Annotated in this window: 26 protein-coding genes and 2 pseudogenes; 15 read left to right on the top strand and 13 right to left on the bottom strand. The window is 43.7% G+C overall.

Translation table 11 applies throughout. The features are described 5' to 3' along the window. Positions 1-70: 70 nt before the first annotated feature. A complete protein-coding gene (locus A3762_RS09685) occupies positions 71-1,630 on the top strand; it encodes a bifunctional ADP-dependent NAD(P)H-hydrate dehydratase/NAD(P)H-hydrate epimerase (protein ID WP_068755181.1) in 1,560 nt (519 codons plus the stop codon). A gap of 182 nt (positions 1,631-1,812) precedes the next feature. Continuing rightward, the gene (locus A3762_RS09680; protein ID WP_068755178.1) at positions 1,813-2,400 is read left to right on the top strand and encodes a PEP-CTERM sorting domain-containing protein; all 588 of its coding nucleotides are present in this window, start codon (positions 1,813-1,815) and stop codon (positions 2,398-2,400) included. Positions 2,401-2,447: 47 nt separating this feature from the next. Here the strand turns inward: A3762_RS09680 and A3762_RS09675 are convergent, their stop codons facing one another. From A3762_RS09675 to rpoE, 7 genes are all read right to left on the bottom strand, one after another. Further along, positions 2,448-2,918: an NADAR family protein gene (locus tag A3762_RS09675; protein WP_068480925.1), complete on the bottom strand. Its 471-nt coding sequence runs from the start codon at positions 2,916-2,918 to the stop codon at positions 2,448-2,450. A 45-nt stretch (positions 2,919-2,963) separates the two neighbouring features. Further along, positions 2,964-3,812, bottom strand: coding sequence for a fructosamine kinase family protein (locus A3762_RS09670; protein ID WP_068755177.1), 849 nt, complete (start codon positions 3,810-3,812; stop codon positions 2,964-2,966). Between the two features lie 14 nt (positions 3,813-3,826). Continuing rightward, entirely contained in the window at positions 3,827-5,233 is a 1,407-nt protein-coding gene (locus A3762_RS09665; RefSeq protein ID WP_156493361.1) for a DegQ family serine endoprotease, read from the bottom strand. Positions 5,234-5,366: 133 nt separating this feature from the next. Next, positions 5,367-5,834: a SoxR reducing system RseC family protein gene (locus tag A3762_RS09660; RefSeq protein ID WP_068499849.1), complete on the bottom strand. Its 468-nt coding sequence runs from the start codon at positions 5,832-5,834 to the stop codon at positions 5,367-5,369. A 4-nt stretch (positions 5,835-5,838) separates the two neighbouring features. After that, positions 5,839-6,792 carry a MucB/RseB C-terminal domain-containing protein gene (locus tag A3762_RS09655; RefSeq protein WP_068503270.1) on the bottom strand — a complete coding sequence of 318 codons (954 nt, stop codon included), beginning with the start codon at positions 6,790-6,792 and terminating at the stop codon, positions 5,839-5,841. A gap of 9 nt (positions 6,793-6,801) precedes the next feature. Continuing rightward, positions 6,802-7,347: a sigma-E factor negative regulatory protein gene (locus A3762_RS09650; protein WP_068480934.1), complete on the bottom strand. Its 546-nt coding sequence runs from the start codon at positions 7,345-7,347 to the stop codon at positions 6,802-6,804. Between the two features lie 46 nt (positions 7,348-7,393). Then, entirely contained in the window at positions 7,394-8,017 is a 624-nt protein-coding gene (gene rpoE, locus A3762_RS09645) for an RNA polymerase sigma factor RpoE (protein WP_068500617.1), read from the bottom strand. Between the two features lie 254 nt (positions 8,018-8,271). Between rpoE and nadB the strand changes: the two genes are divergently transcribed. From nadB to lpoB, 5 genes are all read left to right on the top strand, one after another. Beyond that, complete coding sequence (gene nadB, locus A3762_RS09640; RefSeq protein ID WP_068503265.1) at positions 8,272-9,888, top strand: L-aspartate oxidase; 1,617 nt, start codon at positions 8,272-8,274, stop codon at positions 9,886-9,888. Between the two features lie 112 nt (positions 9,889-10,000). Next, on the top strand, positions 10,001-10,249 hold the full coding sequence (locus tag A3762_RS09635) for a YdcH family protein (protein WP_068503261.1): 249 nt from the start codon (positions 10,001-10,003) through the stop codon (positions 10,247-10,249). Positions 10,250-10,424: 175 nt separating this feature from the next. Next, on the top strand, positions 10,425-11,843 hold the full coding sequence (locus A3762_RS09630) for a COG3014 family protein (protein ID WP_082869044.1): 1,419 nt from the start codon (positions 10,425-10,427) through the stop codon (positions 11,841-11,843). Positions 11,844-11,869: 26 nt separating this feature from the next. Next, positions 11,870-12,271 carry a YcfL family protein gene (locus A3762_RS09625; protein ID WP_068479894.1) on the top strand — a complete coding sequence of 134 codons (402 nt, stop codon included), beginning with the start codon at positions 11,870-11,872 and terminating at the stop codon, positions 12,269-12,271. Positions 12,272-12,283: 12 nt separating this feature from the next. Then, positions 12,284-12,898, top strand: a complete 615-nt coding sequence (gene lpoB / locus A3762_RS09620; RefSeq protein ID WP_156493360.1) for a penicillin-binding protein activator LpoB — start codon at positions 12,284-12,286, stop codon at positions 12,896-12,898. 107 nt (positions 12,899-13,005) lie between these two features. Here lpoB and A3762_RS09615 read toward each other — a convergent pair whose 3' ends face one another. From A3762_RS09615 to A3762_RS09605, 3 genes are read right to left on the bottom strand one after another with little or no spacing between them, the layout of a single operon-like run. Next, positions 13,006-13,227, bottom strand: coding sequence for a hypothetical protein (locus A3762_RS09615; RefSeq protein ID WP_068755175.1), 222 nt, complete (start codon positions 13,225-13,227; stop codon positions 13,006-13,008). Positions 13,228-13,245: 18 nt separating this feature from the next. Further along, on the bottom strand, positions 13,246-14,364 hold the full coding sequence (locus tag A3762_RS09610; RefSeq protein WP_082869043.1) for an NnrS family protein: 1,119 nt from the start codon (positions 14,362-14,364) through the stop codon (positions 13,246-13,248). A gap of 9 nt (positions 14,365-14,373) precedes the next feature. Then, the gene (locus tag A3762_RS09605; protein ID WP_197469173.1) at positions 14,374-14,595 is read right to left on the bottom strand and encodes a hypothetical protein; all 222 of its coding nucleotides are present in this window, start codon (positions 14,593-14,595) and stop codon (positions 14,374-14,376) included. Positions 14,596-14,761: 166 nt separating this feature from the next. On the opposite strand from A3762_RS09605, the pseudogene norR reads away from it, so the two are divergent. The 3 genes and pseudogenes from norR to A3762_RS09595 all read left to right on the top strand — a co-directional run bounded on the left by norR (position 14,762) and on the right by A3762_RS09595 (position 16,957). After that, positions 14,762-16,141 (top strand): annotated as a pseudogene (norR, locus tag A3762_RS28335) (nitric oxide reductase transcriptional regulator NorR). Positions 16,142-16,189: 48 nt separating this feature from the next. Next, positions 16,190-16,306: pseudogene (locus A3762_RS28810) on the top strand (helix-turn-helix domain-containing protein); the annotation flags it as partial. A gap of 111 nt (positions 16,307-16,417) precedes the next feature. Beyond that, positions 16,418-16,957 carry a DUF4136 domain-containing protein gene (locus A3762_RS09595; protein ID WP_068755170.1) on the top strand — a complete coding sequence of 180 codons (540 nt, stop codon included), beginning with the start codon at positions 16,418-16,420 and terminating at the stop codon, positions 16,955-16,957. Here A3762_RS09595 and A3762_RS09590 read toward each other — a convergent pair. After that, positions 16,954-17,481, bottom strand: a complete 528-nt coding sequence (locus tag A3762_RS09590; RefSeq protein ID WP_082869041.1) for a protein tyrosine phosphatase family protein — start codon at positions 17,479-17,481, stop codon at positions 16,954-16,956. The genes A3762_RS09595 and A3762_RS09590 overlap by 4 nt on opposite strands. 224 nt (positions 17,482-17,705) lie before the next feature. On the opposite strand from A3762_RS09590, the gene A3762_RS09585 reads away from it, so the two are divergent. Then, the gene (locus A3762_RS09585) at positions 17,706-18,086 is read left to right on the top strand and encodes a DUF302 domain-containing protein (RefSeq protein ID WP_197469172.1); all 381 of its coding nucleotides are present in this window, start codon (positions 17,706-17,708) and stop codon (positions 18,084-18,086) included. A 167-nt stretch (positions 18,087-18,253) separates the two neighbouring features. Here A3762_RS09585 and A3762_RS09580 read toward each other — a convergent pair whose 3' ends face one another. Both A3762_RS09580 and puuE read right to left on the bottom strand, forming a co-directional pair. Beyond that, positions 18,254-18,817: a class I SAM-dependent methyltransferase gene (locus tag A3762_RS09580; RefSeq protein WP_197469171.1), complete on the bottom strand. Its 564-nt coding sequence runs from the start codon at positions 18,815-18,817 to the stop codon at positions 18,254-18,256. A 153-nt stretch (positions 18,818-18,970) separates the two neighbouring features. Continuing rightward, positions 18,971-19,876, bottom strand: a complete 906-nt coding sequence (gene puuE, locus A3762_RS09575; protein WP_068754119.1) for an allantoinase PuuE — start codon at positions 19,874-19,876, stop codon at positions 18,971-18,973. A gap of 142 nt (positions 19,877-20,018) precedes the next feature. Between puuE and A3762_RS09570 the strand changes: the two genes are divergently transcribed. Genes A3762_RS09570 through folM form a run of 4 tightly spaced genes read left to right on the top strand, consistent with a single transcriptional unit; the run spans position 20,019 to position 22,397 of the window. Next, complete coding sequence (locus A3762_RS09570; protein ID WP_068753631.1) at positions 20,019-20,564, top strand: glutathione peroxidase; 546 nt, start codon at positions 20,019-20,021, stop codon at positions 20,562-20,564. Between the two features lie 18 nt (positions 20,565-20,582). Then, the gene (gene folX, locus A3762_RS09565; protein ID WP_068478089.1) at positions 20,583-20,954 is read left to right on the top strand and encodes a dihydroneopterin triphosphate 2'-epimerase; all 372 of its coding nucleotides are present in this window, start codon (positions 20,583-20,585) and stop codon (positions 20,952-20,954) included. Between the two features lie 39 nt (positions 20,955-20,993). Further along, entirely contained in the window at positions 20,994-21,668 is a 675-nt protein-coding gene (folE, locus tag A3762_RS09560) for a GTP cyclohydrolase I FolE (protein WP_068479959.1), read from the top strand. Between the two features lie 6 nt (positions 21,669-21,674). Continuing rightward, positions 21,675-22,397, top strand: a complete 723-nt coding sequence (folM, locus tag A3762_RS09555; protein WP_068755166.1) for a dihydromonapterin reductase — start codon at positions 21,675-21,677, stop codon at positions 22,395-22,397. Positions 22,398-22,662 lie beyond the last annotated feature (265 nt).

Here is a 22,662-nt window from a genome sequence, read left to right as displayed (position 1 = left end):
TACAATAGAATTATCAGATGCTTCAATATTTCTAATTAACATCCAGTCCTCACGCGTCGGGATATATTGAATGATGAAATCTCCAGTCGAAACACTACCAAAAACTGTATTTTCAGCAGAACAAACTCGAGAGCTAGACCGCATAGCCATCCAAGAATATGGCATACCTGGCTTTGAGTTAATGCGTCGCGCCGCAAACTTTTCGTTAGAACAATTATTGGCAACTTGGCCAAATACAAAAATGGTCATTGCCCTGTGCGGAAAAGGAAATAATGCCGGCGACGCCTACCTCGTTGCAATGCTCGCTAAATTAAAAGGCCTCGAAGCACAATGTATACACCTCGTTGCCCCAAACACCCTAAGCGGCGATGCAAAGTCAGCCTACGAACAATGCCATGAAACAGAGGTTCATATTGCTGCATACAATTACGACACCTTTCGTATATTGCTCGAGAAACAAACTTCTAATTGCATCATCGTAGATGGATTATTTGGAACAGGATTAAACAGAGATCTTGACGCAAACTATGCTGACGCCATCGAGCTTTCCAATACCGTTCGAAGAGAGAAAAGCAATATCCATACTATCTCGCTAGACATTCCATCAGGTTTAAGTGCAAATACAGGACGCATTTTTAATGCGTGCATTGAAGCTGATCTTACAACGACCTTCATTGCAAACAAGATAGGATTAATGACGGGCGTTGGTCGTCATTATTCTGGTCAGATCGCATTTCATGATCTCAATCTTATAGAAGGCATTTTTAGTGAAGTTCCCAGCAGTTTGCATCTACCGAAGATTACTGAATTACTTGAGGTACTCCCCGCTCGAGAACAACATACGCACAAGGGTAAACAAGGAAGGGCCTTGCTTGTCGGAGGTAACAAAGGATTTGGCGGCGCAATATTAATCGCATCTCAAGCGTGCGCTAGAGTGGGCGCCGGCTTAACATCTGTCATTACGCATGAAGACTATCTAAACAGTGTTATCCTTCACCAACCAGAAGTAATGGCTCATACATATAACCCGATCGAAAGTAACACGCTTTTTGAGATGGCTGATGTCATTGCAATCGGCCCCGGCTTGGGTAAAGACGAATGGGCCGAGAGACTTCTGAAACGGACTCTCAACGAAAACTGTTTTAAAGTGTTAGATGCTGATGCTCTCAACATCCTCGCAGAAAACCCAATTTTAATTGAAAGTCTCGATACGAATACGCTTATAACCCCTCACCCTGGTGAAGCTGCGCGATTACTTGACTGCAGCACAACAGATATCGAAGAAGACCGAATAAAAGCGATTAAGGCTCTAAGAACAAAACTGAATTGTCACGTAACCTTGAAAGGTTCAGGAACTCTGATCACTCATCCTAATACCGATTTAATTACGGTATGCCGCTACGGCAACCCCGGCATGGCAGCAGGCGGAATGGGCGATGCGTTAACAGGAATCGCTGCAGCATTAATCGCTCAGACTTACCAAAACCAAAGCAGCATCAATGACGTTATAGAATTAGCGGTATGCCTTCACAGCCATGCAGCAGATGAAGAGGCCGCCGCACACGGAGAACGAGGTTTGCTTGCTAGTGATCTTGCAGATCGAGCAAGACATATTCTGAATCGAAAATAAATTTACGCTCGTTTCTCAAACCGACTAAAAAGTTTAGAAATGATTTACACATTGCTTCTATCCAGCATTATCGAAAACCTAAATTACCCATAAAAATCAATATATTAAAAATATAGGCGTCTAGTTTGCTTACTTTTTAACACAAATCAATATTGATTTATCTCAATCTTAAGGATTAACACATGAAACTATTAAAGGGACTTTTAGCTATTAGTTTGCTGTCACTAGCTGCTCATGCAAATGCCGGCGCAATTTATGCAACGGATATTGATTGGCAAAACAATGGCACGATCGGTGGCACTAATGACCGAGACAACCCTGCAAATGCACTAGGTTCACCTGATGGTGAGTTTACTGCGATTGGTCTTGGTGGCTTTGCAGTATTTGAGTTTGGCGAAACCTTTATTGGCTCATCATCTATTTGGGAAGTTACCTTTGGCTGCGGTAACGACTGCGGTCATTACCCTGAAAAAGCGCAAGTATGGGTAGGCAACAATTACAATTTCGGTAGCCATGACTTTAGTGATCTTAGTGATTTCACGCATCTTGGCGACATCACAAATACCGAAGCGAATGGCGGAGGTTCCGTACTATTTGATGGCACGTGGACGTACCTTGCTTTAGTAGACATCAGCGCAACTATTAGCTCAAAAAGCACAGATGGTTTTGATGTCGATGCAATCTCAGTTCAGAAAGTTCCTGAACCACAAACCTTCGTACTACTTGGCCTAGGTTTAATCGCATTACGAGCAGCACGTAAAGCTAAGTAATACTGCAGTAGACATAAAAAAGCCCAGTTTCAACTGGGCTTTTTTGTTTACGCAGATTCTTCTGACAATTTCTTACGCACATCCATTAGTACTTTTCCGAACGTGTTTTCAGCACGTCGATCTCGGCCACATCCCCAGTAATAATCATACTGACTTGCTTCCATAATTTTCGCAGATCCAGTATCGAGTATAGCAGAAGCAATCTCGGGATATGATTTGAACTTGGTATACACAGCTCTCGTCATCATCACACGCTTAACCTTTGACCAGTCTTTTCTGATCTTTCTAAATCGCGTACGTCCCAACTTTCTCGCTTGTTTAGGCGAGCTAGCTAGGCGAATTTTTTCAGCATATTCAGGGTTTGTTTCGCTAAATTTCATCGCTTGATAATAGTGCTCAACCGTTGGCCAAGATTTACCTTCTAAGTCAAAAGAATGAGGAGAAAACACTCCAAATTGTTCTTTGTCATCAGCGCGATGAATAAAAATAGTGTCTTCGTCTAAATCAGGAAACAGCACGGAATACTCACATTTATTGTTTGAGTGAACGACGCTCTTAAAGCGCTATGCGTACTTTGCAAGTACATCACGCACTTTAGGCAAATAACTTTGTCCGAACAAGACCAAGTGATTCAATAATGGATATAAATTATAAAGGTCCAAGCGACCTTCCCAGCCTTGCTCCATCGGACGAACACTTTGATACGCATCGTAAAAACGTTGATCAAAGGCGCCAAACAAGCGCGTCATCGCAATATCAGTTTCAGCCCATCCGTAATACACCGCTGGATCGATAAATACAGGCAACCCAAGCTGATTCGAATGAACGTTCCCTGACCAAAGATCTCCGTGTAATAGCGAAGCTAATTGATAAGGCACAATATTATCTAGCCGTAAGCATAATGCCTCAATCGCTTGAAGATCTCCTACGGCCAGAAAATTCAAATCAAATGCTTTCTCTGCAAGCACCATTAATCGCTGCTCAGCAAAAAAATTGAATGGGTCTTTCGTGAGTTTGTTCGACTGAACAGTTCGACCACAATAGTTATCGTTGACGAAACCATATTCATCACGAGTCAATGAATGGATCGCAGCCAACTGAACACCAAGCTGCTCCCAAAAGTCCTTTGCCAATTGATTTGGTCGAATGTATTCCAAAACCAAGTAGCTCTGTCCATAAGCGTATACATCTGGCGTACAAACATTAGAGACACTAGATAAATATGAGAGGCCTTCAGCCTCACATTGAAAAAAGCTTGGTGGAGCCGATGCCATATATTTAATAAACACCGGCGGTTCACTGCGATGTGAAAAAACTATATTTGCACAGGTATCGCCACCAAGCACTGTTTGCTCATCTTGCCAGTCGTAGCCTTCGTTAAAAAGCCACTCCTGTAATTCCAAGGGCAACATCGATACCTCAAATATTAATCTTCGATTTTAAGAACCAAGAATGAAGGATTTCCACCTCGAATAACTAGAACCGGAATAGCTTTGTCTTCCGGCAAATCATCAACCAAGTCTTCATAACTATCTAAGTCTTCGAAGCTCTCATTATTCAATTTGGCGATGATGTCACCTTGACGAATACCCGCTTTACTCGCAGCACCTTTTTCGACGCTAACGACTTCAACTCCCGTCATTCCAATTTCATTAACAATCGCGTCATCAAGCTCCTGCACCATCAATCCGAGGCGATCTGCTTTGGGAGCTGTTGCTTTTGCAGGCTTCGCAGTTTTGTCAGCACTGTTTGGCAACTCACCTATTTCAACATCAACGGTTTGTTTTTTGCCATCTCGAATGAGTGTAAGGCTCGCGGTTTCACCAACTTTGGTTCGTCCAACAAAGTGAGGTAACTGAGACGATAAACCTACTTTTTCATCTTCATACTTAACGATGATATCGCCAACCTTTATCCCAGCTTTCTGGGCTGGAGAGCCAGGCACAACCTGTGCAACTAGGGCGCCATGCGGCTTATCCAAACCAAACGACTCCGCTAACTCTTTATTTACCTCTTGAATTAAAACACCCAACCAACCGCGCGAGACATAACCTTGACCACGTAGCTGATCAACGACCTCCATAGCAACGTCCATTGGTATAGCGAAAGACATACCCATGAAACCACCAGAACGCGTATAGATCTGAGAGTTAATACCTACAACTTCCCCATCCATATTGAACAAAGGGCCACCTGAGTTACCCGGATTAATCGCGACATCAGTTTGAATAAATGGAACATAATTCTCGTTGGGTAAGCTTCGGCCCTTAGCGCTCACGATGCCAGCAGTTACCGTGTAATCAAAGCCAAAAGGAGATCCGATGGCGAATACCCACTCGCCTACTTTTAGGTCTTTTGATTTACCCAACTTGGCAGTAGGCAAATCATCAGCATCTACTTTTAGAACCGCTAAATCGGAGCGTTTATCAGAACCAACAAGCTCAGCTGCTAATTCACTTCTGTCATTAAAACGCACATAAATTTCATCAGCACCTTCGACAACATGATTATTCGTCAGAATATAACCATCTTCCGTCACCACAAATCCTGAGCCAGTAGAAGAGCGCTCACGTTCCTGATCTCTCTCTTGATAAGGAGATTGCCCTCCAAAGAAATGGCGAAGAAAGTCCGGTATTTGCTCCATGTCACCTTGAAAGCCCTGCCCGTTATCAGCTCTCGTTTTACTGACGGTGCTGATATTAACGACGACAGGCGCATGCTCTTCAACAAGATCCGTAAAATCTGGAAGACTTCTAGCGTGCGCGTTTAAAACAAAAAAAGACGTTAGAAAAAAAGTAAGAATGTGCACTGTTTGCACGAGGGAATGACGCATAACGACTCCTAACATTAAAGGAACAAAAGGTCTCTTACATTCATATTTAGTGTTGTGTGAATGAGATTCAAATTAACCTTAGGTAAGGCACTATTTTTATAAGAAGGGCCACAACTCAGTTGTGCCCAAAGTATCACTTTGAGGGAAAGCAAGCGCCACCTTCGGCACTAGATAACTGAATCGTGTTCAGCACTGGTACGAAACGGGAGTCATTCTGCATCGACTGACTTTTAACGCGTGCGAAATAAAAGCCCGACAGCAATCCGATTACCCCAGCGAAAATCGAAAAGAGTTCATTCTCTGTTGTTGCGAAAGCTAGTCCTGCAGATGCAAGCATTATGATGAGAGGCACCAAAAACATTAAGACCGATGCGTACAGCAAGCCTTCATCTGGTAAATCTATCGTCACAGTCTGGCCTACCTGTGCATCTAAGGAGTTATCAACCCAAAACTCCATGCTCTTCTCAGAGCCGAGCTTTGAGATCAAGCCTTGACCACAAGAGTTTTCTAACTGACAACTTTGACAAGAACTTCTTCTTTGAGTCTGAATAAGAGCACGCTGATCACGAAGCTCAAGAACTATACCGCGTTCACTTGCCATGCGGCTACTCCATGATCGGCTGAACACCCTCAGCGATGTTCATCGCCGTCATGGGTGGAATTTCACCAACAACCGTCACTGTGTATTCAGAGTCATTAAACTCTAGAGGTTTGATATACATAGTTGTTGCACCAACCTTAGTCGCGCCATTTGGTAACGATGCCTTGCTCTTCAACTCAACAAAAACGGTATAGTTCGCAAGACCATCGGAGTACAACACAACACTACCCGCTTTCTTAGTCGATTCTACTTCCATAAATCCGGGAGGGTGATAATTAGCAGTCCAGTTTAGTCTTTCTGGCCAACGCATATCGTTTTCACTCATCGGCACTTTATGGTGAGAAACAACGCTACTATCCACATCAAATTCAAAATCAGAATCAAACGTTTCGGCAGGCAATTCTAATTGGGAGAATTGAAATAACTCTAATGGTTTGTCTTGAACACCCAAGACCTGTGATTTCAACAACAAACCCGTGTCTTCATCAAGCCATAACGCATAGCTATATCTCTTTGCATCATTGGCCATAATCTTTAATTTAACAGACGATCGATTAACGATCCGTTCATAGCCTTTTTTATGCAGGGTGTAATGCATATGACCAGGAATAAAATTGGCAAATCGATTACTGACAGGATTAGCAAAGTCCGGTTTATCAAGTTCAACTAAGCGCTGCCCCTTGATAAGACACATGACTTGCGTGCCACGACGCAGAATCTCTCCCATATCCCCATCAAGCTGAGTCAAACGCTCTTGCTCTTGTCCGTCTATAAATCGATGCACAACACGCATAGAGCTAGACATGTCACCACGACTAAACATGAAAACCCCACGATAGGATTCATATGTCGAAGCCGTTCGCATTTTATTAATCCAGTGCGCTGCGTCTTGCTCAGCAAACGCTGAGGTACTAACGAGCACTAACACCAGACTGAATAAAATACGTTTTAACATCATATAACCCAGTTAAATACCAACAGAATTAACACTAGCAACACGAATCAAAGGTGCCATTCCAGAAGACACCGTGAGAGCGCTCAATTCAGAATGTCGAAGAAGGTATTGATTAAAGTTTTTCACCTGAGAAGGGTCTAACTCATTCACAACCAAGCCCTGCACAGAATCTCCTTGAGAAGCCACATCACCGAATTCGTTATTCAAACCCAAGGCCAACACAAAACAAGCTGCTATAGCCCCACCATAACGCCAAATTTTGGCACTCTTTTGAGGAACAACCACTTGTTCTGTTTTAGCAGAACCAGAATGCTCTGAAACCTGCTCATCCTCTTCCCTAATCGCCGCAGCGACTGAGGCAGAGATATCGATATCTAGGCTCGTTGCTGAATTAAAATCACCACGCATATCAGCCATCACATCACGTACGGCATGGTAGCGTTTCCAAGTTGCATTGAGTTGCTCAGAGTCCGCCTTGCTTAACACACGCTGAACTTCAATTTCATTCGCTTCATCATCCATTAGGGCTGAAAGCGATTCGCGTAATTTATCGTCCACTTACACTCTCCTAAGAATCAAAATATAACTATTTAGCTTAGTCATATTAAGCTAATTCTCCCTGCGCCTTCTGCATCGCTTTATCGATTGCTTCACGCGCACGGAATATTCGAGAACGGACTGTGCCTACAGGGCAGCCCATCACATTTGCAATTTCTTCGTAACTCAAACCTTCAAACTCACGCAGCGTTAAGGCAACACCTAACTCTTCAGGAAGATTTTTAATCGTGCGGAGTACCAGAGCCTCCAACTGATCTCGATTCAACTGATCTGCTGGGTTCGAAATATCTTGTAAGCTTGCGTGATTACCTTTGACCTCAGCATCGTCAATATCAACATCAACCGATGGCGTCTTGCGCCCCTTAGACGCAAGATAGTTTTTGGCACAATTCACGGCTATCCGAAACAGCCATGTATAGAAGGCACTGTCTGATCTGAAGTTTTTAATGCCACGATACGCCTTGATAAACGTCTCTTGCGCAACATCAGATATTTCATGGTGATCAGACACATATCGAGAAATAATCGCACCGACTCGGCCCTGATACTTCAACACAAGTAGGTCAAACGATGCTTTGTCTCCGTTTTGAGCACGCGCAACAAGCTTCTGATCGACAACGCGTTCAGGATTAGTCGCAAATTGTTGTGTGTGCGTGGGAGCTTGCGTCATGGAATTACAGGGAACGGTTTTGTTCGCTTTATCTATCGGTTGCGGCTGATCTACACTAGGACAATCCGCAGTATTATCCACGGCAACAGCAGAAACACAAACATCGTTTTTAACAATACGCAAAGCGTGCGGCATTTTCCTATCCCTATAGTTATGTACACGCGTTATGACATAAGGTTTGCAAATAAGTTCCAAGCGCGAATAAAATTCTCGCATTGCTATGTTATTCACACACAAAATCTAAGAAATTTTCTATGTCTTCGCCTGATTCTTACGACGTTCTTATTATTGGCAGCGGCGCTGCAGGCCTTAGCGCAGCTCTAAAGCTAGACTCTAGTTTACGTGTCGCGGTCTTGTCTAAAGGCGAAATATCAAGTGGATCGACGCCCTGGGCGCAAGGGGGCATCGCAGCCGTTCTAGATCAGCAAGATAACGAGCAATCACACATTCAAGATACTCTGATCGCTGGGGCAGGTTTGTGTCACCAAGATGCGGTTGAACAGACTGTAAATGGCGGAAAGGTCAGTATTAAATGGCTGAAAGATCAAGGCGTCGACTTTACTCGCGATAGCGATGCAGAAAACCCTAAACACTATCATTTAACAAAAGAAGGCGGACATAGTCATCGCCGCGTCGTGCACGCTGATGATGCAACAGGTCATGCGATATCTAGTGCCTTGTGCCAGCAAACACTTGCAGCTGAGCACATAGATGTATTTACCAATCGCGTTGCGATCGATCTGATTACACATAAAAAGCTCTTTCTACCCGGCAATCGATGTGTCGGTGCTTACGTTCTTAATCGAGAGAATGGTGAAGTTGAACTGTTCCGAGCTCGATTTGTCATCATTGCAACTGGCGGCGCTTCGAAAGCATACCTGTACACCAGTAATCCAGATGGCGCGAGCGGTGATGGTATTGCGATGGCGTGGCGAAGTGGTTGTCGCGTAGCCAACATGGAGTTCAATCAATTCCACCCGACATGCCTATACCACCCACAAGCGAAGACATTTTTGATCACCGAAGCCGTGCGAGGTGAAGGCGGTCACTTGCTCTTGCCAAACGGCGAGCGTTTTATGCATCGCTTTGACGAACGCTTAGAACTCGCACCTCGCGACATCGTAGCGCGAGCTATTGACCATGAGATGAAACGCCTCGGTGCTGACTGCTTATATCTTGATATTAGCCATAAAGACGCAGACTTCATCAAAGCTCATTTTCCAACGATATACGATACCTGCCTTGGATTTGGTATCGACATAACCAAAGAACCCATCCCTATTGTTCCCGCGGCACACTACACATGTGGCGGCGTGATGGTCGATCATCGCGGCAGAAGTGACGTTAACCAGCTTTACGTTCTCGGTGAGGCTTCATTTACTGGTTTACACGGCGCCAACCGAATGGCGAGCAACTCCTTATTGGAGTGCATTGTCTATGGGCATGCAGCAGCAGAAGATATCAACAAGAAAGCGAAATCTATTCCTGAACCACCAGAGGCGCCGGCTTGGGATGAATCACGCGTAATCGACTCTGACGAGGATGTCGTAATCTCGCACAACTGGGACGAACTGCGCCGTTTTATGTGGGACTATGTTGGCATTGTTCGAACAGACAAACGTTTGCAACGTGCAAAGCATCGTGTCGATTTACTGCATCAAGAAATCCTCGATTACTACAGTAATTTCTCGGTAAATAACGACCTTCTAGAATTACGCAACCTAGTAACGGTAGCGGACCTCATTATCTGCTCGGCGATTCAAAGAAAAGAAAGTCGAGGTCTGCATTACACGCTTGACTATCCATCTCTGCAAAGCGAAGCGAACGATACCGTCCTTACGCCAACGAATTTCTCGACGCGAGATTGGTAAGTAAAAATTTGTTAGCTAGCCGCACTTTATCTTGATCAGCATCAAGTCCTCTTGTCGCATTTGAGGTCATGCTTATCTCAAGACACATCGCTTCAATTGCTAGGAGATAAGCATGACAATAGAAAAACACGATCTTGTCCACGAGCTTCCAGAATTCCGTAACGACATCCATGAACTAAAAATGAAAGACGCTCACTTTGCGCGTTTATTCGATGAGTATCATGAGATTGATCGTGAAGTACATCGCATTGAACAAGGCGTCGAAATACCTAGCGATGACTATTTAGAGGAACGCAAAAAGACGCGCCTCAACCTCAAAGATCAATTATTCAACATGCTAAAAGCTCACGCAGCAGCCTAATACCTCAGAAGATCTTAGGGACAGTATAGATCTACTTTATTGGGGAGACCCTGGCAGCAAGGTTTAGCCCCGCTGCTTTTTTTATGTTTTCATTCAGCCTCCTACGCTATTACAGTTCAGTAAATCATCGATTAAATCTTCTCTTTTTTTATTCTATTAAACTAAGCTTGTAGGCATGAATATAAGCGCCAACACCACCTCGACACCTTCATTTACTGGAGCGAAAATCTGGCTCGTCAGTATTTTTTTCATTGCGCTCACTGGCTGCGCATCAACCTCTTTGTTCACGCCCTACCCAAGCCAAGTACAGTCTGCGAAATCGGCGCTCGGTAATAACGCTGAATCAGAATCCGTACTCAAAAACTTAGAGAGTAAAAAAGACACCGCTGATGCCATGCTTTACATGATGGAAAGCTCTCGCGTTGCACAGCTCAGTGAGCAATTTGAGCGAAGTAAAAATAACGCGAATCAGGTGATAAACGCTTTCGAAAAACAAGATTTACAAGCTACAGTTCGACTAAGTGATGTTGGCGCAAAGAGCGGCTCCTTACTGACAAATGAAAACGCAATTCCATACAGCGGTGCTGGATATGAGAGGATATTCATTCATCATCAACAAGCGCTAAATTACTGGGCTCAAAATGACATTGAGGGTGCCAGTGTCGAGTTTCGTAAAGTCGCGCTCGAACAACGTGTATTGAGCGAACGCTATGAAGATGAGATTGCTAAAGCGCATTCAGAAGCCCAACAAAACAACATAGATATCGCGAGTATCAGCCAAAAGTTCTCGGGGTTAGATGAAATCGCGGGATCAGTAAAAAGCTCCTTTTTGAGCCCGTATACCTACTACACATCAGCCGCATTTTGGGAAGCCATTGGCGAGTACAACAATGCATTAATTGATTACAAGCTCGCTTTAGAGATCGTGCCAAACTCTCAGTCTATTCAGGCAGATATTAGACGTGTATCTGCCCAACTCGGAGGATCAAGTTCTGGCGAAACCAATTCACCCAAGGACAACGAAGGCTCTATCGTTATTTTGTATGAACAAGGCTTTATTCCAGAAAGAACTGAATTTGCTCTGAGTATCCCTAATTTTTACGATGGCGGAATCATTAGCGTAGCGTTTCCGTTCTACGCCAATACAGAGTCATGGTCACGCCCTACTCCGCTATCGATAAGAGATGACCAATTTGTAGATTATGGCGAAACATTCCCGCTGACTGACTACGGAACTCTCGCTGTAAAAAATCTGAAAGAACAGCTCCCTAGCCTCATCGTACGTCAGGTACTGAGGGGTTTCGCGAAACATGAGCTACAGAAACAATCGGCAGACAGTGGCGGCGCGCTAGGTCTTTTTGTCGCGAACATCTACAGCATTATTTCTGAACGAGCAGATCTTCGCTCTTGGCTTACTCTTCCCCGATCAGGCCAAGCATTGCGCGTTAATCTTCCATCAGGACAGCGCACCCTTGCGTTCCGTACAGAATCAAAGTCTGTTGAACTCGATGTCGATATTAGAAAAGGAAAAACGAACTTTATCCGTATTGTAAACGTAAACAACCGACTGATTACGCAAGTTCTTCCACTTTAAATAACAGAAAATTTGGAGAGCATTCTATGAGTAAAAAGAACTATCTACTGAGCCTATTTATTGGGTTTAGTTTATTGTCAGGCTGCGCCGTCAATGAAACCGCAAGCGTTAAGATTGATGAATCCAATCAAAAACAGACTATTATTGAGTCGAACAGCGGTTTATTTTCTCAAGATATTACCGTCACTGACACAATCGTCGCGAAAGCAGGAGACCTACTCAAAGTTCAGGTAACAATTAAGAATGACTCTCGTAACGATGCGAAATTCCAATACAAATTCAAATGGCTAGACAAAGATGGATTTGAACTGTCTCTCGATAGCCGTCCATGGCAACCACTCAGTATCACGGCATATGAAAGCAAGAATGTTCAAGCTGTTGCCCCTAACCCAAGTGCTGCCTCATTCAAAATTTTGGTACAGGATTAAATGGAGAAAATCATGTTGAAGAAATTAAACGCTAAACCTCTTTTCCTCGCGACAGCATTACTGGCGACTGGTATTGGCATATCTGGGTGCTCAGAAAAAATTGCGTATGGCGATGCAACCGCAACAGAAACCACGACCATTGGATTCGGCTCGACCGACTTACAATCAATCGCAACAAAAATGGTAGATGACGTTTTAGCCTCACCCTTTGTTGCTGAGGTTTCAAAGCAAGGCCGTCCTGTTGCATTCGTAGATAAAATAAAAAACAAAACCACAGAACACATTGATACCGAATCAATCACCGACTCGATTCAAACTAAACTTCTTCAAAGCGGTAAGTTCCGTTTTGTCGATATGACTGCCGTTGAACAAGTTAAAAAGCAGCTTAACTATCAACAAGAAAGTGGTTTGGTCGATCCAGCTAAAGCAGTAGCTCTAGGCAAACAAACCGGCGCTCAATATATGCTGTACGGAAACTTATCGAGCATTCAAAAACGCAATGACGATAAAAAGGATGTCTATTACAAGTTTACGATGAAGGTGCTAAATCTGGAGACAGCAGAGCTCGAGTGGGCTAGCGAAAAAGAAATCCGCAAAACTGGTGAAAAAACGTTTTTAGCTCTGTAGAATTTCAAACGAAATACTTGCACAAATAAACTAATGATGTGCACGATAAGCATGAGGCGAGATATCTTCTATATGTATCTCGCCTTTCTTTTTATCTACGCGATATATCACGCGCCAATCACAAGACAGCGATGATTTAATCTGACCGATCGCTCATGAGATAAGCCCCCATGTAGATGCTCCTCGTGCAAGCCATGTTGCGACAGCATACCTTCTAAGCCCTGATCAACAATAAGCTGCTTCCACGCCTGATAATGTTGAACAATTTCGGCGGCAAGCTTCTTAGATTCCTTTTTGACCTTATGGCTCTCATTAATTTTCCACTTCATATCTCGTTCTATCTTTAATTATCTGCCATCAGCCCTCGGCGAAATCAGTATGGGGGTATAACTGATTAAAAAAATACCATATGCCAAAAACCATGCAATGGCGCTTAAGGTTATAAACGCTTGGTACGTCCCCCCAAAGAACACTGCGCAAGCTCTCAAGATTAAAGAGCCTAGCAATAAGTAAAATACCGTCACCATATAAGGCGGTAAGCATAAAGCTCTACCCGTATGGCCAAGTGAAACACGAGAGATCATCGATAAAATCATCATCCCGAAGCCACCAATCGCGAACACGTGCATGACAAAACTATTTGGCGAACCAAAAGCAAAGAGCGCAAATCCCAAACACACTAACAGGTAACTCAAATGCAAAGGCCAAATCATTGAATACCCCAAGCTCTCAAAAGGACGCCAGGTCCACCAACGCACAGCATTTAATAGCGCAACAAGCGCACCTATCGCTTGCAGCCAAACCTCGGGGACATCAAAAGCAAACGCCAACACGAAACAAATACTCGAGACTAACGATAAGCGCTTTAACACTGGATAACGCCTTATTTGTGATCGTTGTAAGCCACGGTCAGTGAAAAAGGGTATTACCCTGCCTCCCATCACGAGGACAACATGCATCATGATGAAAAATACGATTTTTAATACATCCAACGAAAGCTGTTGATCATTGATATACAGATACGACTCAACATCGCATATGCTCGCAAAGACAAACAAAACAACAGGAAAGGCATAGTTACGCGTATTACGACTGATCAACACCATATGCGCGAGCTTTAGCCCACCAGCAGCGAATACAAGGCCATCTAATGCCGCAGCGATTGATAAGCTACTTCCAGTGACCCAAAAAAAGCGCGCTGCAATCCAGATCGAGACGAGAACGCCCAACATTGCGCCTTTGAAAGTCTGCTGCCCTGTCCAATTAGCGCCCGCCGTCAGTAGAAAGCCCAACATCACAGTCGCTACGAAACCAAACAACATTTCACGGACATGCCAAACAAGCCCTACATGGTCAAAAGCAAAAAAGCCTGCAACCACTGACACCCATAAGGATAGCGATAAGATTGAATAAGCAGCGGCTAATAAAAAGAACGGCCTAAACGGACTACTCAGAAATGAAGTCATACTCCCCACCTAGAACTCTAAACAATGCCCATGGCGACCAATCGCGAAAACGATATAGCCAATTTTGAATGCTGCAGCAGACACTATAGTCACGATATGACCAATTAATTGAATGACTAAAGAGAACATAGATGCGAACGGATAAGAAACAAGAATACTTAACACTAGAATCAAACCGCTCACAGCCATTACTTTTCCACCAACACTAGAGATTGCAGCGAAGTTTTTCATTTTCATTCCTCAGTTTTGTATCAGCTAGATCTGTTTAATAACTAGCTAGCGAGGAAAATGCCAATTCTTATTTATATATAAATCAACAACTTAATATAAAATCAAGAATAAAAATGTCATCTCGACCACAATAAAATGAAGTCTTTTAGACAACATCAAGGTCAATATGACTACAGACACACTTATCTTGGTAAAACTTCATCGTGTGCTCCATGCCATTGCACACAATGACAAGGCAAGCGCATTTCATTGTTTGATTGAAATGGTTGAGGCCATCTTTCCATGCGATGCTGCGGTACTTCTAAGCGGATCAGCAGACAAATTGGAGATCGCCGCCCAAAAAAGCCTGAGAGAAGAAAGCGCACAAACGACCTTTTTTGTTCAAGATCATCCGCGCTTAGATACCATCCTCCAAGGTAAAGACTGGGTTCGCTTTGATGCTAACTCTCCACTACCCGACCCCTATGACAACCTTGTCGATAGCATTGAAGGAGCCCTCCCTGTGCATGACTGCATGGGTACACCACTTTTTAATATTGATGGCTCGCGCTGGGGAATATTAACGTTCGATACCCTAGTACCCCATGCATTTAATGATCTAGACCCTAACCTATTAAAAGTCGTCACCGAACTTGCAAGCCTTTGCCTTAGCATAGAAATAAGCATCGACACACTTTCGAAGATTCAAGAAACAAACATCAATCCATCGCCTCGCATCATTGACAACAGTACAGGGATGGTAAATTTGCAAAACAACATCTCCGCTATTGCGACAACAGGTCTGAACGTATTAATTCAAGGCGAAAGTGGTACAGGGAAAGAGCTAATCGCCCAATAGATACATCAACAATCGCATCTTAAAGATACAGTGCTCGTGACACTAAACTGCGCTACTCTGCCTTCAGAGCTAACAGAGTCAGAACTGTTTGGACATGAGAAAGGAGCATTCACTGGTGCAGATAAAGCAAAACGGGGAAAGTTCAAGCTCGCTGATAACGGTACGCTGTTTCTCGATGAAATTGGCGAGCTGCCTTTAGCACTGCAAGCCAAGTTACTGCGAGCACTGCAGCAAGGAGAAATTCAACGCCTCGGCTCTAAAACCAGCATACGCGTAAACTGCCGAGTCATTGCGGCAACCAATCGCAACCTTTCAGATGAAGTAGCTAAAGGCCGCTTTAGGGAAGACTTATACCATCGTTTGAACGTCTTCCCTGTTCAATCCCCAGCTCTTAGAGAACGCCATGGTGATATCCCATTGCTTATTGAGTTCTTTACGAAGCAATGGAAAAGTAAAATTGGCATTGATGAAATCCGGTATTCAGATCAAGCAATGCAAATACTGAATGAATATGCGTGGCCTGAAAACGTGCGAGAGCTTGAAAATATGGTGGCGCGAATCCTTGTAACGGAACAAAGTCGCTCAAACGACAAACAAGTCCTTTACCTTAACGAGCGCAGCATCCCGATCAGCACTGAGCAAACTAATCGCGCGCTCAATAGAACAATCGTAATCTCGAACGAAACGGACTCTCACAATACTGATTAAGGCACTGAGGGCACGACACTACAAGAACAAACCCAAGAGTTTCAGCGCAAGCTAATTAAAGAAGCTCTTTCAAGAAACGATAACAACTGGTCAAAGACAGCAAAACAGCTTGGTGTAGATAGAGCGAATCTAGCTAGACTAGCGAAACGTTTGATGATGAGATAAGTCCGGTTAGCTTATACATAAAACGTGATGCAATCGCTTAACTTATTGAATTACAAACATGCATTTGCAGTGTTATAGTTTTTAATGAATGATCATTGAAGGGATTTACCGATGCTAACTAAACTCACTCAATCAGGTTTATTTATAGCGCTCGCTGTTCTCATATCAGCCTGCCAAGCCCCGCACATGCAGGTTTTGTATGAGCAAAGCCCCAAGTTTGGTAACAACTACAAATCTTTCAAGGTCGTGCACACACATACAGATATTGCCACTGAAGCCGAGAAGCTACTGAACGAAGCCATTGCTAATGTCATGCTTGATAAAGGATATATAGACGGAGCAGAGCCTGACTTCGTTATTCAATATTCTTTACGCACACAGCAATCTCAACGCCTCGAATTTGATCAAGCCCCAACGCCTGGCGTATTAGGAAGGTTTCCTCCTGCGCACCCACCTCATATGGAAGCAGTATTTGAAGCTCGCATGCTTGTTAACGTGATTGAGTCGAGTTCAGGAGATGTAGTTTGGAAAGCTGCGACAACTGGCGATTTAACACAGGTCAATGTTAAGAAATTTAATGCCGAAAAAGCCAATGCGCGTATGCAAGAGATGTTCGCAGACTTCCCTACACGATTTAACTGGTGGTTTTAAGAACGAGAAATAAACGTTTTCCAAACACCAAGAGGCTCCCATATTTTTTCTAGATCTTGGCGAGCCTCTGCCATATCTAACTTCAACACTTGAGTTCGATAACGATACATAAACGCGGAGACGCGCATATTCGCAGCACAATGCACCCATACTTTCTGTCCATCTAGCTCCTGCATTTTTTCAACAAATAATCTAAACTTTCGTTCAGAAGGTTTCACAAAGTTCACTGGGTAGTGGGTATAACTTAAGCCCAGATCAGCGAGTGTGCCATCTTCATCTTTCAGAGAGTTTTCCGCATTAGCAGGTGCAAGGTTTATAACGTGTTCAAAACCAGATTCTTTGATTAAAGCAAACTGTGCCTCGCTAGGTTGACCAGATGTAGTCACTAAGTCTGAGATTGGCAGGTAGTTATAAATATCTTCGACCGTCTCAGATTTTGCGCTTAACGGTGTATATTTTCGGATGAGTGAAACAAGATATCCAGCGGTGGTTGTTATTGTTTTTGAAACGCTAGCAACGCTCATTTGTCTACCTCTACAAAAAATAATTCAAAGCGATATTGCTGAAAGCCTGCCGGCAATTTGTCTCGCGTAGCTACACATCATATGCTGAAGCATTAGCAAAACACAAAAACGCTCTTCAATCTAGATCCACCACTTAAGACCTCTGGAGAACAAAAATGAGATCCTTAAAGCTAATACTTTCCTGCTTTCTATTTGTCAGCTCAACAGCCATGGCGCATAACGGAATGCTTCACATTGAAAGCAATAATGATTTCGCAACAACCCAAGAAAAGTTGCTTGAAACCCTTAAAGAGAAAGGCATGAAAGTCTTTGCGACCGTCCGTCACTCTATAGGAGCAGAAGGTGTAGGTGTAACGATCAACCCTACGACATTGATCATTTTTGGAAACCCAAAAGTGGGTGCACCACTCATGGCATGTACGCAGATGGTCGGTATTGATTTACCGCAAAAAGCTTTGATTACACAAGATGAAGAAGGAAAAGTAATGCTCACGTACAACGATCCAGCTTACTTGAAGGAGCGACACGAGATAAGATCTTGCGATGCCGTATTAGAAAAGGTAAGCAAAGCGCTCGCGAACTTTGCAAAAGCGGCTACGAACTAAAATTATAGCTTCTTGGCGATGTAGACTCCGTAGCTATAGAAGTCTTTGAACTTCTCATACATCGCCACCTCCTCTCTTTCAGCAGCAATAATTTCTTTCCCCCTTCAGAATTTGCATTACGCTCGAGAAAAGCATTATAAGAAGCGTGAATCGGACCATAATACCCCTCAAGCCAGCAATGTGAAGTAACCAAGTGGCTGATACCCTGCTCGCTCCAACACCTTCATTTTATTCGAAGCGGTATCGATTTCGGGATATGCAGCTTCCCAATAATCTTCTAACTCTTGCGGGCGCTCATCCGTCGTCCAGGTAACTTCAGACACTACTAGCACACCGCCTTGTTTCAAGTAGGCTTTCCATTCTTGAATGCCCTTGGCAAAACCGATGTTGTAAATTGCGCCTTCAGACCATAAAACATCATAACTATTTACTTCAAAAGGTAGATCATCCATCGAAGCACAGAGCGTCGAAATCCTTGAAGCGAATTCCGCCTCAGAAGCTCGATCATTCAACACACCTAAAAAGGCCTGCAGAAAATCTACCGAAGTAATATCGCAATCTAAGGTATCAGCCAGTACGAGACTCGCTGCGCCTGTCCCACAGCCAATATCTGCGATGCGATACTTGACCTGAAAATCTAAGCCGGCCAAATAAATCGCTAACTCAGTCTGTGCTTTACCGCCGGGGCCTTGACGCTCATTGTGCGAGTGAAGATCAATAAGGAGTTTCATTTGCTCTTGCTCAGTAGATATAGGTCACCCCAATAGAAGTTCTAAAATTGAACAAAAGTGTAGCTAAAGTTTGGAAGAATAAAATTGGGGTCGGAGTACTTTTACTCTGACCCCAATTTTTAACGCAGTATAAGTAAGCGCAGAAGCTCTGACTTACTTAACTGGAGGGTGATTCTCATGCCAGTGCTTGGCTATATCTATGCGACGCGTCACCCAAACATCTTCATGCGACTGAACATAATCTAAGAAACGCGCCAGAGCCGCGGCACGACCTGGACGACCAACCAAACGACAGTGCAAGCCAATACTTAACATTTTTGGCGCTGTTTCACCTTCCGCGTAAAGCACATCAAAGGCATCTTTTAGGTAGGTGAAGAATTGCTCTCCAGTGTTGAAACCTTGGTTCGTTGCAAAGCGCATGTCGTTCGTATCAAGCGTGTATGGGACGATTAGATATGGGTTTTCGTAGTCATACACCCAATACGGAAGATCGTCAGCATACGAATCAGCGTCGTACATAAAACCACCTGCTTCATACACTAAATCACGTGTATTCGGGCTAGTTCGTCCGGTGTACCAACCTAGCGGCCGTTCACCGGTAATTTCTTCATGCTTTTTGATCGCTTCTTGAATTTGACGACGTTCTTCATCTTTATCAATGTACTGATAATTAATCCACTTATATCCGTGTGCCGCGATTTCCCAGTTAGCATCTTTCATGGCTTGCACAGCTTCTGGATGTTTCTCCAATGCTGTTGTCACACCATAAACTGTGACTGGCATGTTGCGTTCCGTGAACATTCGGTGAAGACGCCAAAACCCTGCTCGACTTCCATACTCATAGATAGATTCCATGCTCATGTGGCGAACGCCCTCCATTGCAGGAGTTCCTATAATTTCAGACAAGAATGCTTCTGATGCAGGATCACCATGTAGAATACAGTTCTCACCACCCTCCTCGTAATTAATAACGAACTGCACTGCAACACGCTGGCCTTTTGGCCACACATCTTTAGGCGTATGTTGGCCATAACCAACGAGGTCTCTTGGGTAGGTCATTGAACTCTCTCTTTTGATCAAAATGAAAGCATGAATAATAATCTGACCACTCGGTCAACTCAATACTTAGATACATTTAGGTAAACCAAAGCTTACTATGTCGCGTATGAACCATCACTAAACAACTGAAGAGTAGTCTTGAATGACACGATCAGCACGCACAATTTTATGTTTCTTAACATTAGCTTTTGTGAGTCAGAACAGTTCTGCTGACGCTTGCCCAGAATGGTTGAATATCGATATCGGTAAACTTCACAGTCAAGAAACATTTAACCTGTGCGAGATCACTTCCGGAAAAAATGTTTTAATTGTTAATACGGCAAGCCACTGTGGATTTACACCGCAATTCAAGGAGTTGCAGGCCCTCTACGAAAAGTACGAGAATCAGAATTTCACAGTCATTGGATTTCCCTCAAATAGTTTTCGACAGGCTGCTAAGTCTGAGGAAAAAGCAGCCGAAGTGTGTTTCGTCAATTTTGGTGTAAAATTCACAATGACAGAGACGGTTGATGTTCGCGGCTCAAGTGCTCATCCGGTGTTCAAAGAATTGAGCGCCCAAAGTTCTGAGCCAAGATGGAACTTCAACAAATATTTAGTTAACACCCAAGGCGAAGTCGTAGAAGTTTTTGGCAGTTCCGTGAGGCCAAACGCAGCTGTGCTTTCACGTGCGATCGACAACTTACTTTAAACTGACATAGAGATTCGAATGAGCTCATCAGACACAAGTCAAGCGATTATCAACATTACCAACCTCCGGTTGAGAACATTTATTGGCTTTAATCAGGAAGAAAAAGAGAAGCAACAAGATGTCGTGATCAACGCTGAGATCCATTACCCAGCTAGCAAACTGTGCTTAAGCGACAGCGTAGACGACGCCCTGAATTATAAAGACATTACTAAGAAAGTGATTAAGCACGTCGAGCAAGGCAGGTTCTTATTGCTCGAGAAATTAGTGAGTGACGTTTTATTGATTTGTCATGAACATCCCTGGGTCAGCTATGCTCGTGTTAAGATAGATAAACCACATGCATTACGCTTTGCTGATTCCGTTTCACTCTCACTTGAATTTCAAGCCTAATTCCACGCTGTCCAAAGCACTCAACAGAAGGACTAAATCATGGAAGCTCTAAGCACCACAGTCACTCACAAAGTGAGCCAAGAAGCGCGCTTGGTTCGAGACGCGCTCGTCGAAGCAGGCCTTGAAACGCCACTCATCCCAACAGGATTAAATAACGATCAAAAATATGAACGTTTGAAGTCCTTGTTTACAGACGTAGTATCAACACTTGGCCTTGATCTGAACGATGACAGCCTAGCCGAGACACCTCATCGAATCGCCAAGATGTACGTTCGCGAGATATTTTCTGGTCTCGACTATGGAAACTTCCCAAAGATTTCTGTGATCGACAATAAAATGAATGTTGATGAGATGGTGACGGTATCTAACATTAGCGTCACTAGCACCTGTGAGCATCACTTCGTAACGATCGATGGTTCAGCAAAGGTTGCATACATTCCAAAAGACAAAGTGATTGGCTTATCGAAAATTAATCGTATTGTTCGATTCTTCGCTCAACGCCCTCAGGTTCAGGAAAGACTGACACAACAAGTTCTATTAGCATTACAGACATTGCTTGGAACGGAAGATGTTGCGGTGTCCATTAACGCAACTCATTACTGTGTTAAATCGCGCGGCATAATGGATTCAAACTCTTACACGTCAACGACTGCATTAGGCGGAACATTCAAGTCGAATGAGCGCACCCGTCAAGAGTTTTTGTCACAGGCCTAGGTTGAAATGGATCATAAACACTGCGTATTGATTACAGGGATTACTAAACGACTAGGCTTGGCCCTCGCTCACCATTTTTTAGATAAAGGCTGGCAAGTCGTCGGCACCTATCGCAGTGAGTCGGAGTCATTGAACTCGCTATGGGACAAAGGAGCAACTTTGTACCAATGCGACTTTCAGGATATGGATGCGGTCAACGATTTAAACGCTGAAATCAAACTGAAACACATACGTCTACGCGCCGTGATCCACAATGCGTCAGATTGGATGCCAGAAGGAAAAGGCTTCCCAAACGAGCAAGTGTTCGATCGTATGTTTAATGTGCATACCAAGGTCCCATATTTATTTAACCTCAACCTGCGAGACAATCTCAGAAATTCGATCAATGCAGAGCATCTTGCAGATATTATCCACATCACAGATTTTGTCGCCGAAAAAGGAAGTAAAAAGCATATTGCATACGCGGCGAGCAAAGCGGCACTAGAAAACCTTACGCTATCTTTTGCGGCAGCATTTGCGCCAGAAATTAAAGTGAACTCAATCGCACCAGCACTTCTGAAATTCAACGAAGGTGACGATGACGAGTACAAACAGAAAGCCGTGAAGAAGGCTAGCCTACCTTGGGAAGGCGGTTTCGAAGAAGCAATTGCAACAGTCGAATATCTTCTCGAAAGCAAGTATGTTACCGGTCGCATCCTCAATCTTGATGGCGGACGCCACATAAAATAAACGGCATAAGTTTCGTCTTATGCCAAAGCTTGGCGCTTAGGATTGTGAGATCTCGCTTCTCCAAACACCCCTGAATTGAACTTAATAACACCTCATCAGTCATACGATTTAGATCTAGCATTTTTCGCATCAACCTAATTCGAAAAATTGTTCCAATAATTTTTAGGTAATTTGATCCAAGGAAAAATAAAGGACGTAAAATTCACTGAGAGTCTTTACCTGTTCTCATTTAACATCCAAGCTTGTCCCTTAGCCGCTATGCTTG

It is taken from the genome of Oleiphilus sp. HI0125 (assembly GCF_001635355.1).
The sequence above is the reverse complement of the archived record's forward strand: the minus strand, read 5'-3'. Positions and strand labels throughout refer to the sequence as shown.

Bases quoted from the DNA above. Each gene is read 5' to 3' on its own strand.
- A3762_RS09610 (WP_082869043.1), bottom strand. From the start codon at position 14,364: ATGACTTCATTTCTGAGTAGTCCGTTTAGGCCGTTCTTTTTATTAGCC.
- folX (WP_068478089.1), top strand. From the start codon at position 20,583: ATGAGCTCATCAGACACAAGTCAAGCGATTATCAACATTACCAACCTC.
- A3762_RS09685 (WP_068755181.1), top strand. From the start codon at position 71: ATGATGAAATCTCCAGTCGAAACACTACCAAAAACTGTATTTTCAGCA.
- A3762_RS09630 (WP_082869044.1), top strand. From the start codon at position 10,425: ATGAATATAAGCGCCAACACCACCTCGACACCTTCATTTACTGGAGCG.
- folM (WP_068755166.1), top strand. From the start codon at position 21,675: ATGGATCATAAACACTGCGTATTGATTACAGGGATTACTAAACGACTA.
- A3762_RS09670 (WP_068755177.1), bottom strand. From the start codon at position 3,812: ATGTTGCCCTTGGAATTACAGGAGTGGCTTTTTAACGAAGGCTACGAC.
- A3762_RS09680 (WP_068755178.1), top strand. From the start codon at position 1,813: ATGAAACTATTAAAGGGACTTTTAGCTATTAGTTTGCTGTCACTAGCT.
- rpoE (WP_068500617.1), bottom strand. From the start codon at position 8,017: ATGACGCAAGCTCCCACGCACACACAACAATTTGCGACTAATCCTGAA.
- A3762_RS09590 (WP_082869041.1), bottom strand. From the start codon at position 17,481: ATGAGCGTTGCTAGCGTTTCAAAAACAATAACAACCACCGCTGGATAT.
- A3762_RS09655 (WP_068503270.1), bottom strand. From the start codon at position 6,792: ATGATGTTAAAACGTATTTTATTCAGTCTGGTGTTAGTGCTCGTTAGT.
- A3762_RS09635 (WP_068503261.1), top strand. From the start codon at position 10,001: ATGACAATAGAAAAACACGATCTTGTCCACGAGCTTCCAGAATTCCGT.
- puuE (WP_068754119.1), bottom strand. From the start codon at position 19,876: ATGACCTACCCAAGAGACCTCGTTGGTTATGGCCAACATACGCCTAAA.
- A3762_RS09625 (WP_068479894.1), top strand. From the start codon at position 11,870: ATGAGTAAAAAGAACTATCTACTGAGCCTATTTATTGGGTTTAGTTTA.
- A3762_RS09615 (WP_068755175.1), bottom strand. From the start codon at position 13,227: ATGAAGTGGAAAATTAATGAGAGCCATAAGGTCAAAAAGGAATCTAAG.
- nadB (WP_068503265.1), top strand. From the start codon at position 8,272: ATGTCTTCGCCTGATTCTTACGACGTTCTTATTATTGGCAGCGGCGCT.
- folE (WP_068479959.1), top strand. From the start codon at position 20,994: ATGGAAGCTCTAAGCACCACAGTCACTCACAAAGTGAGCCAAGAAGCG.
- A3762_RS09580 (WP_197469171.1), bottom strand. From the start codon at position 18,817: ATGAAACTCCTTATTGATCTTCACTCGCACAATGAGCGTCAAGGCCCC.
- A3762_RS09585 (WP_197469172.1), top strand. From the start codon at position 17,706: ATGCTTCACATTGAAAGCAATAATGATTTCGCAACAACCCAAGAAAAG.
- A3762_RS09665 (WP_156493361.1), bottom strand. From the start codon at position 5,233: ATGCGTCATTCCCTCGTGCAAACAGTGCACATTCTTACTTTTTTTCTA.
- A3762_RS09605 (WP_197469173.1), bottom strand. From the start codon at position 14,595: ATGAAAAACTTCGCTGCAATCTCTAGTGTTGGTGGAAAAGTAATGGCT.
- A3762_RS09570 (WP_068753631.1), top strand. From the start codon at position 20,019: ATGACACGATCAGCACGCACAATTTTATGTTTCTTAACATTAGCTTTT.
- A3762_RS09660 (WP_068499849.1), bottom strand. From the start codon at position 5,834: ATGGCAAGTGAACGCGGTATAGTTCTTGAGCTTCGTGATCAGCGTGCT.
- A3762_RS09595 (WP_068755170.1), top strand. From the start codon at position 16,418: ATGCTAACTAAACTCACTCAATCAGGTTTATTTATAGCGCTCGCTGTT.
- lpoB (WP_156493360.1), top strand. From the start codon at position 12,284: ATGTTGAAGAAATTAAACGCTAAACCTCTTTTCCTCGCGACAGCATTA.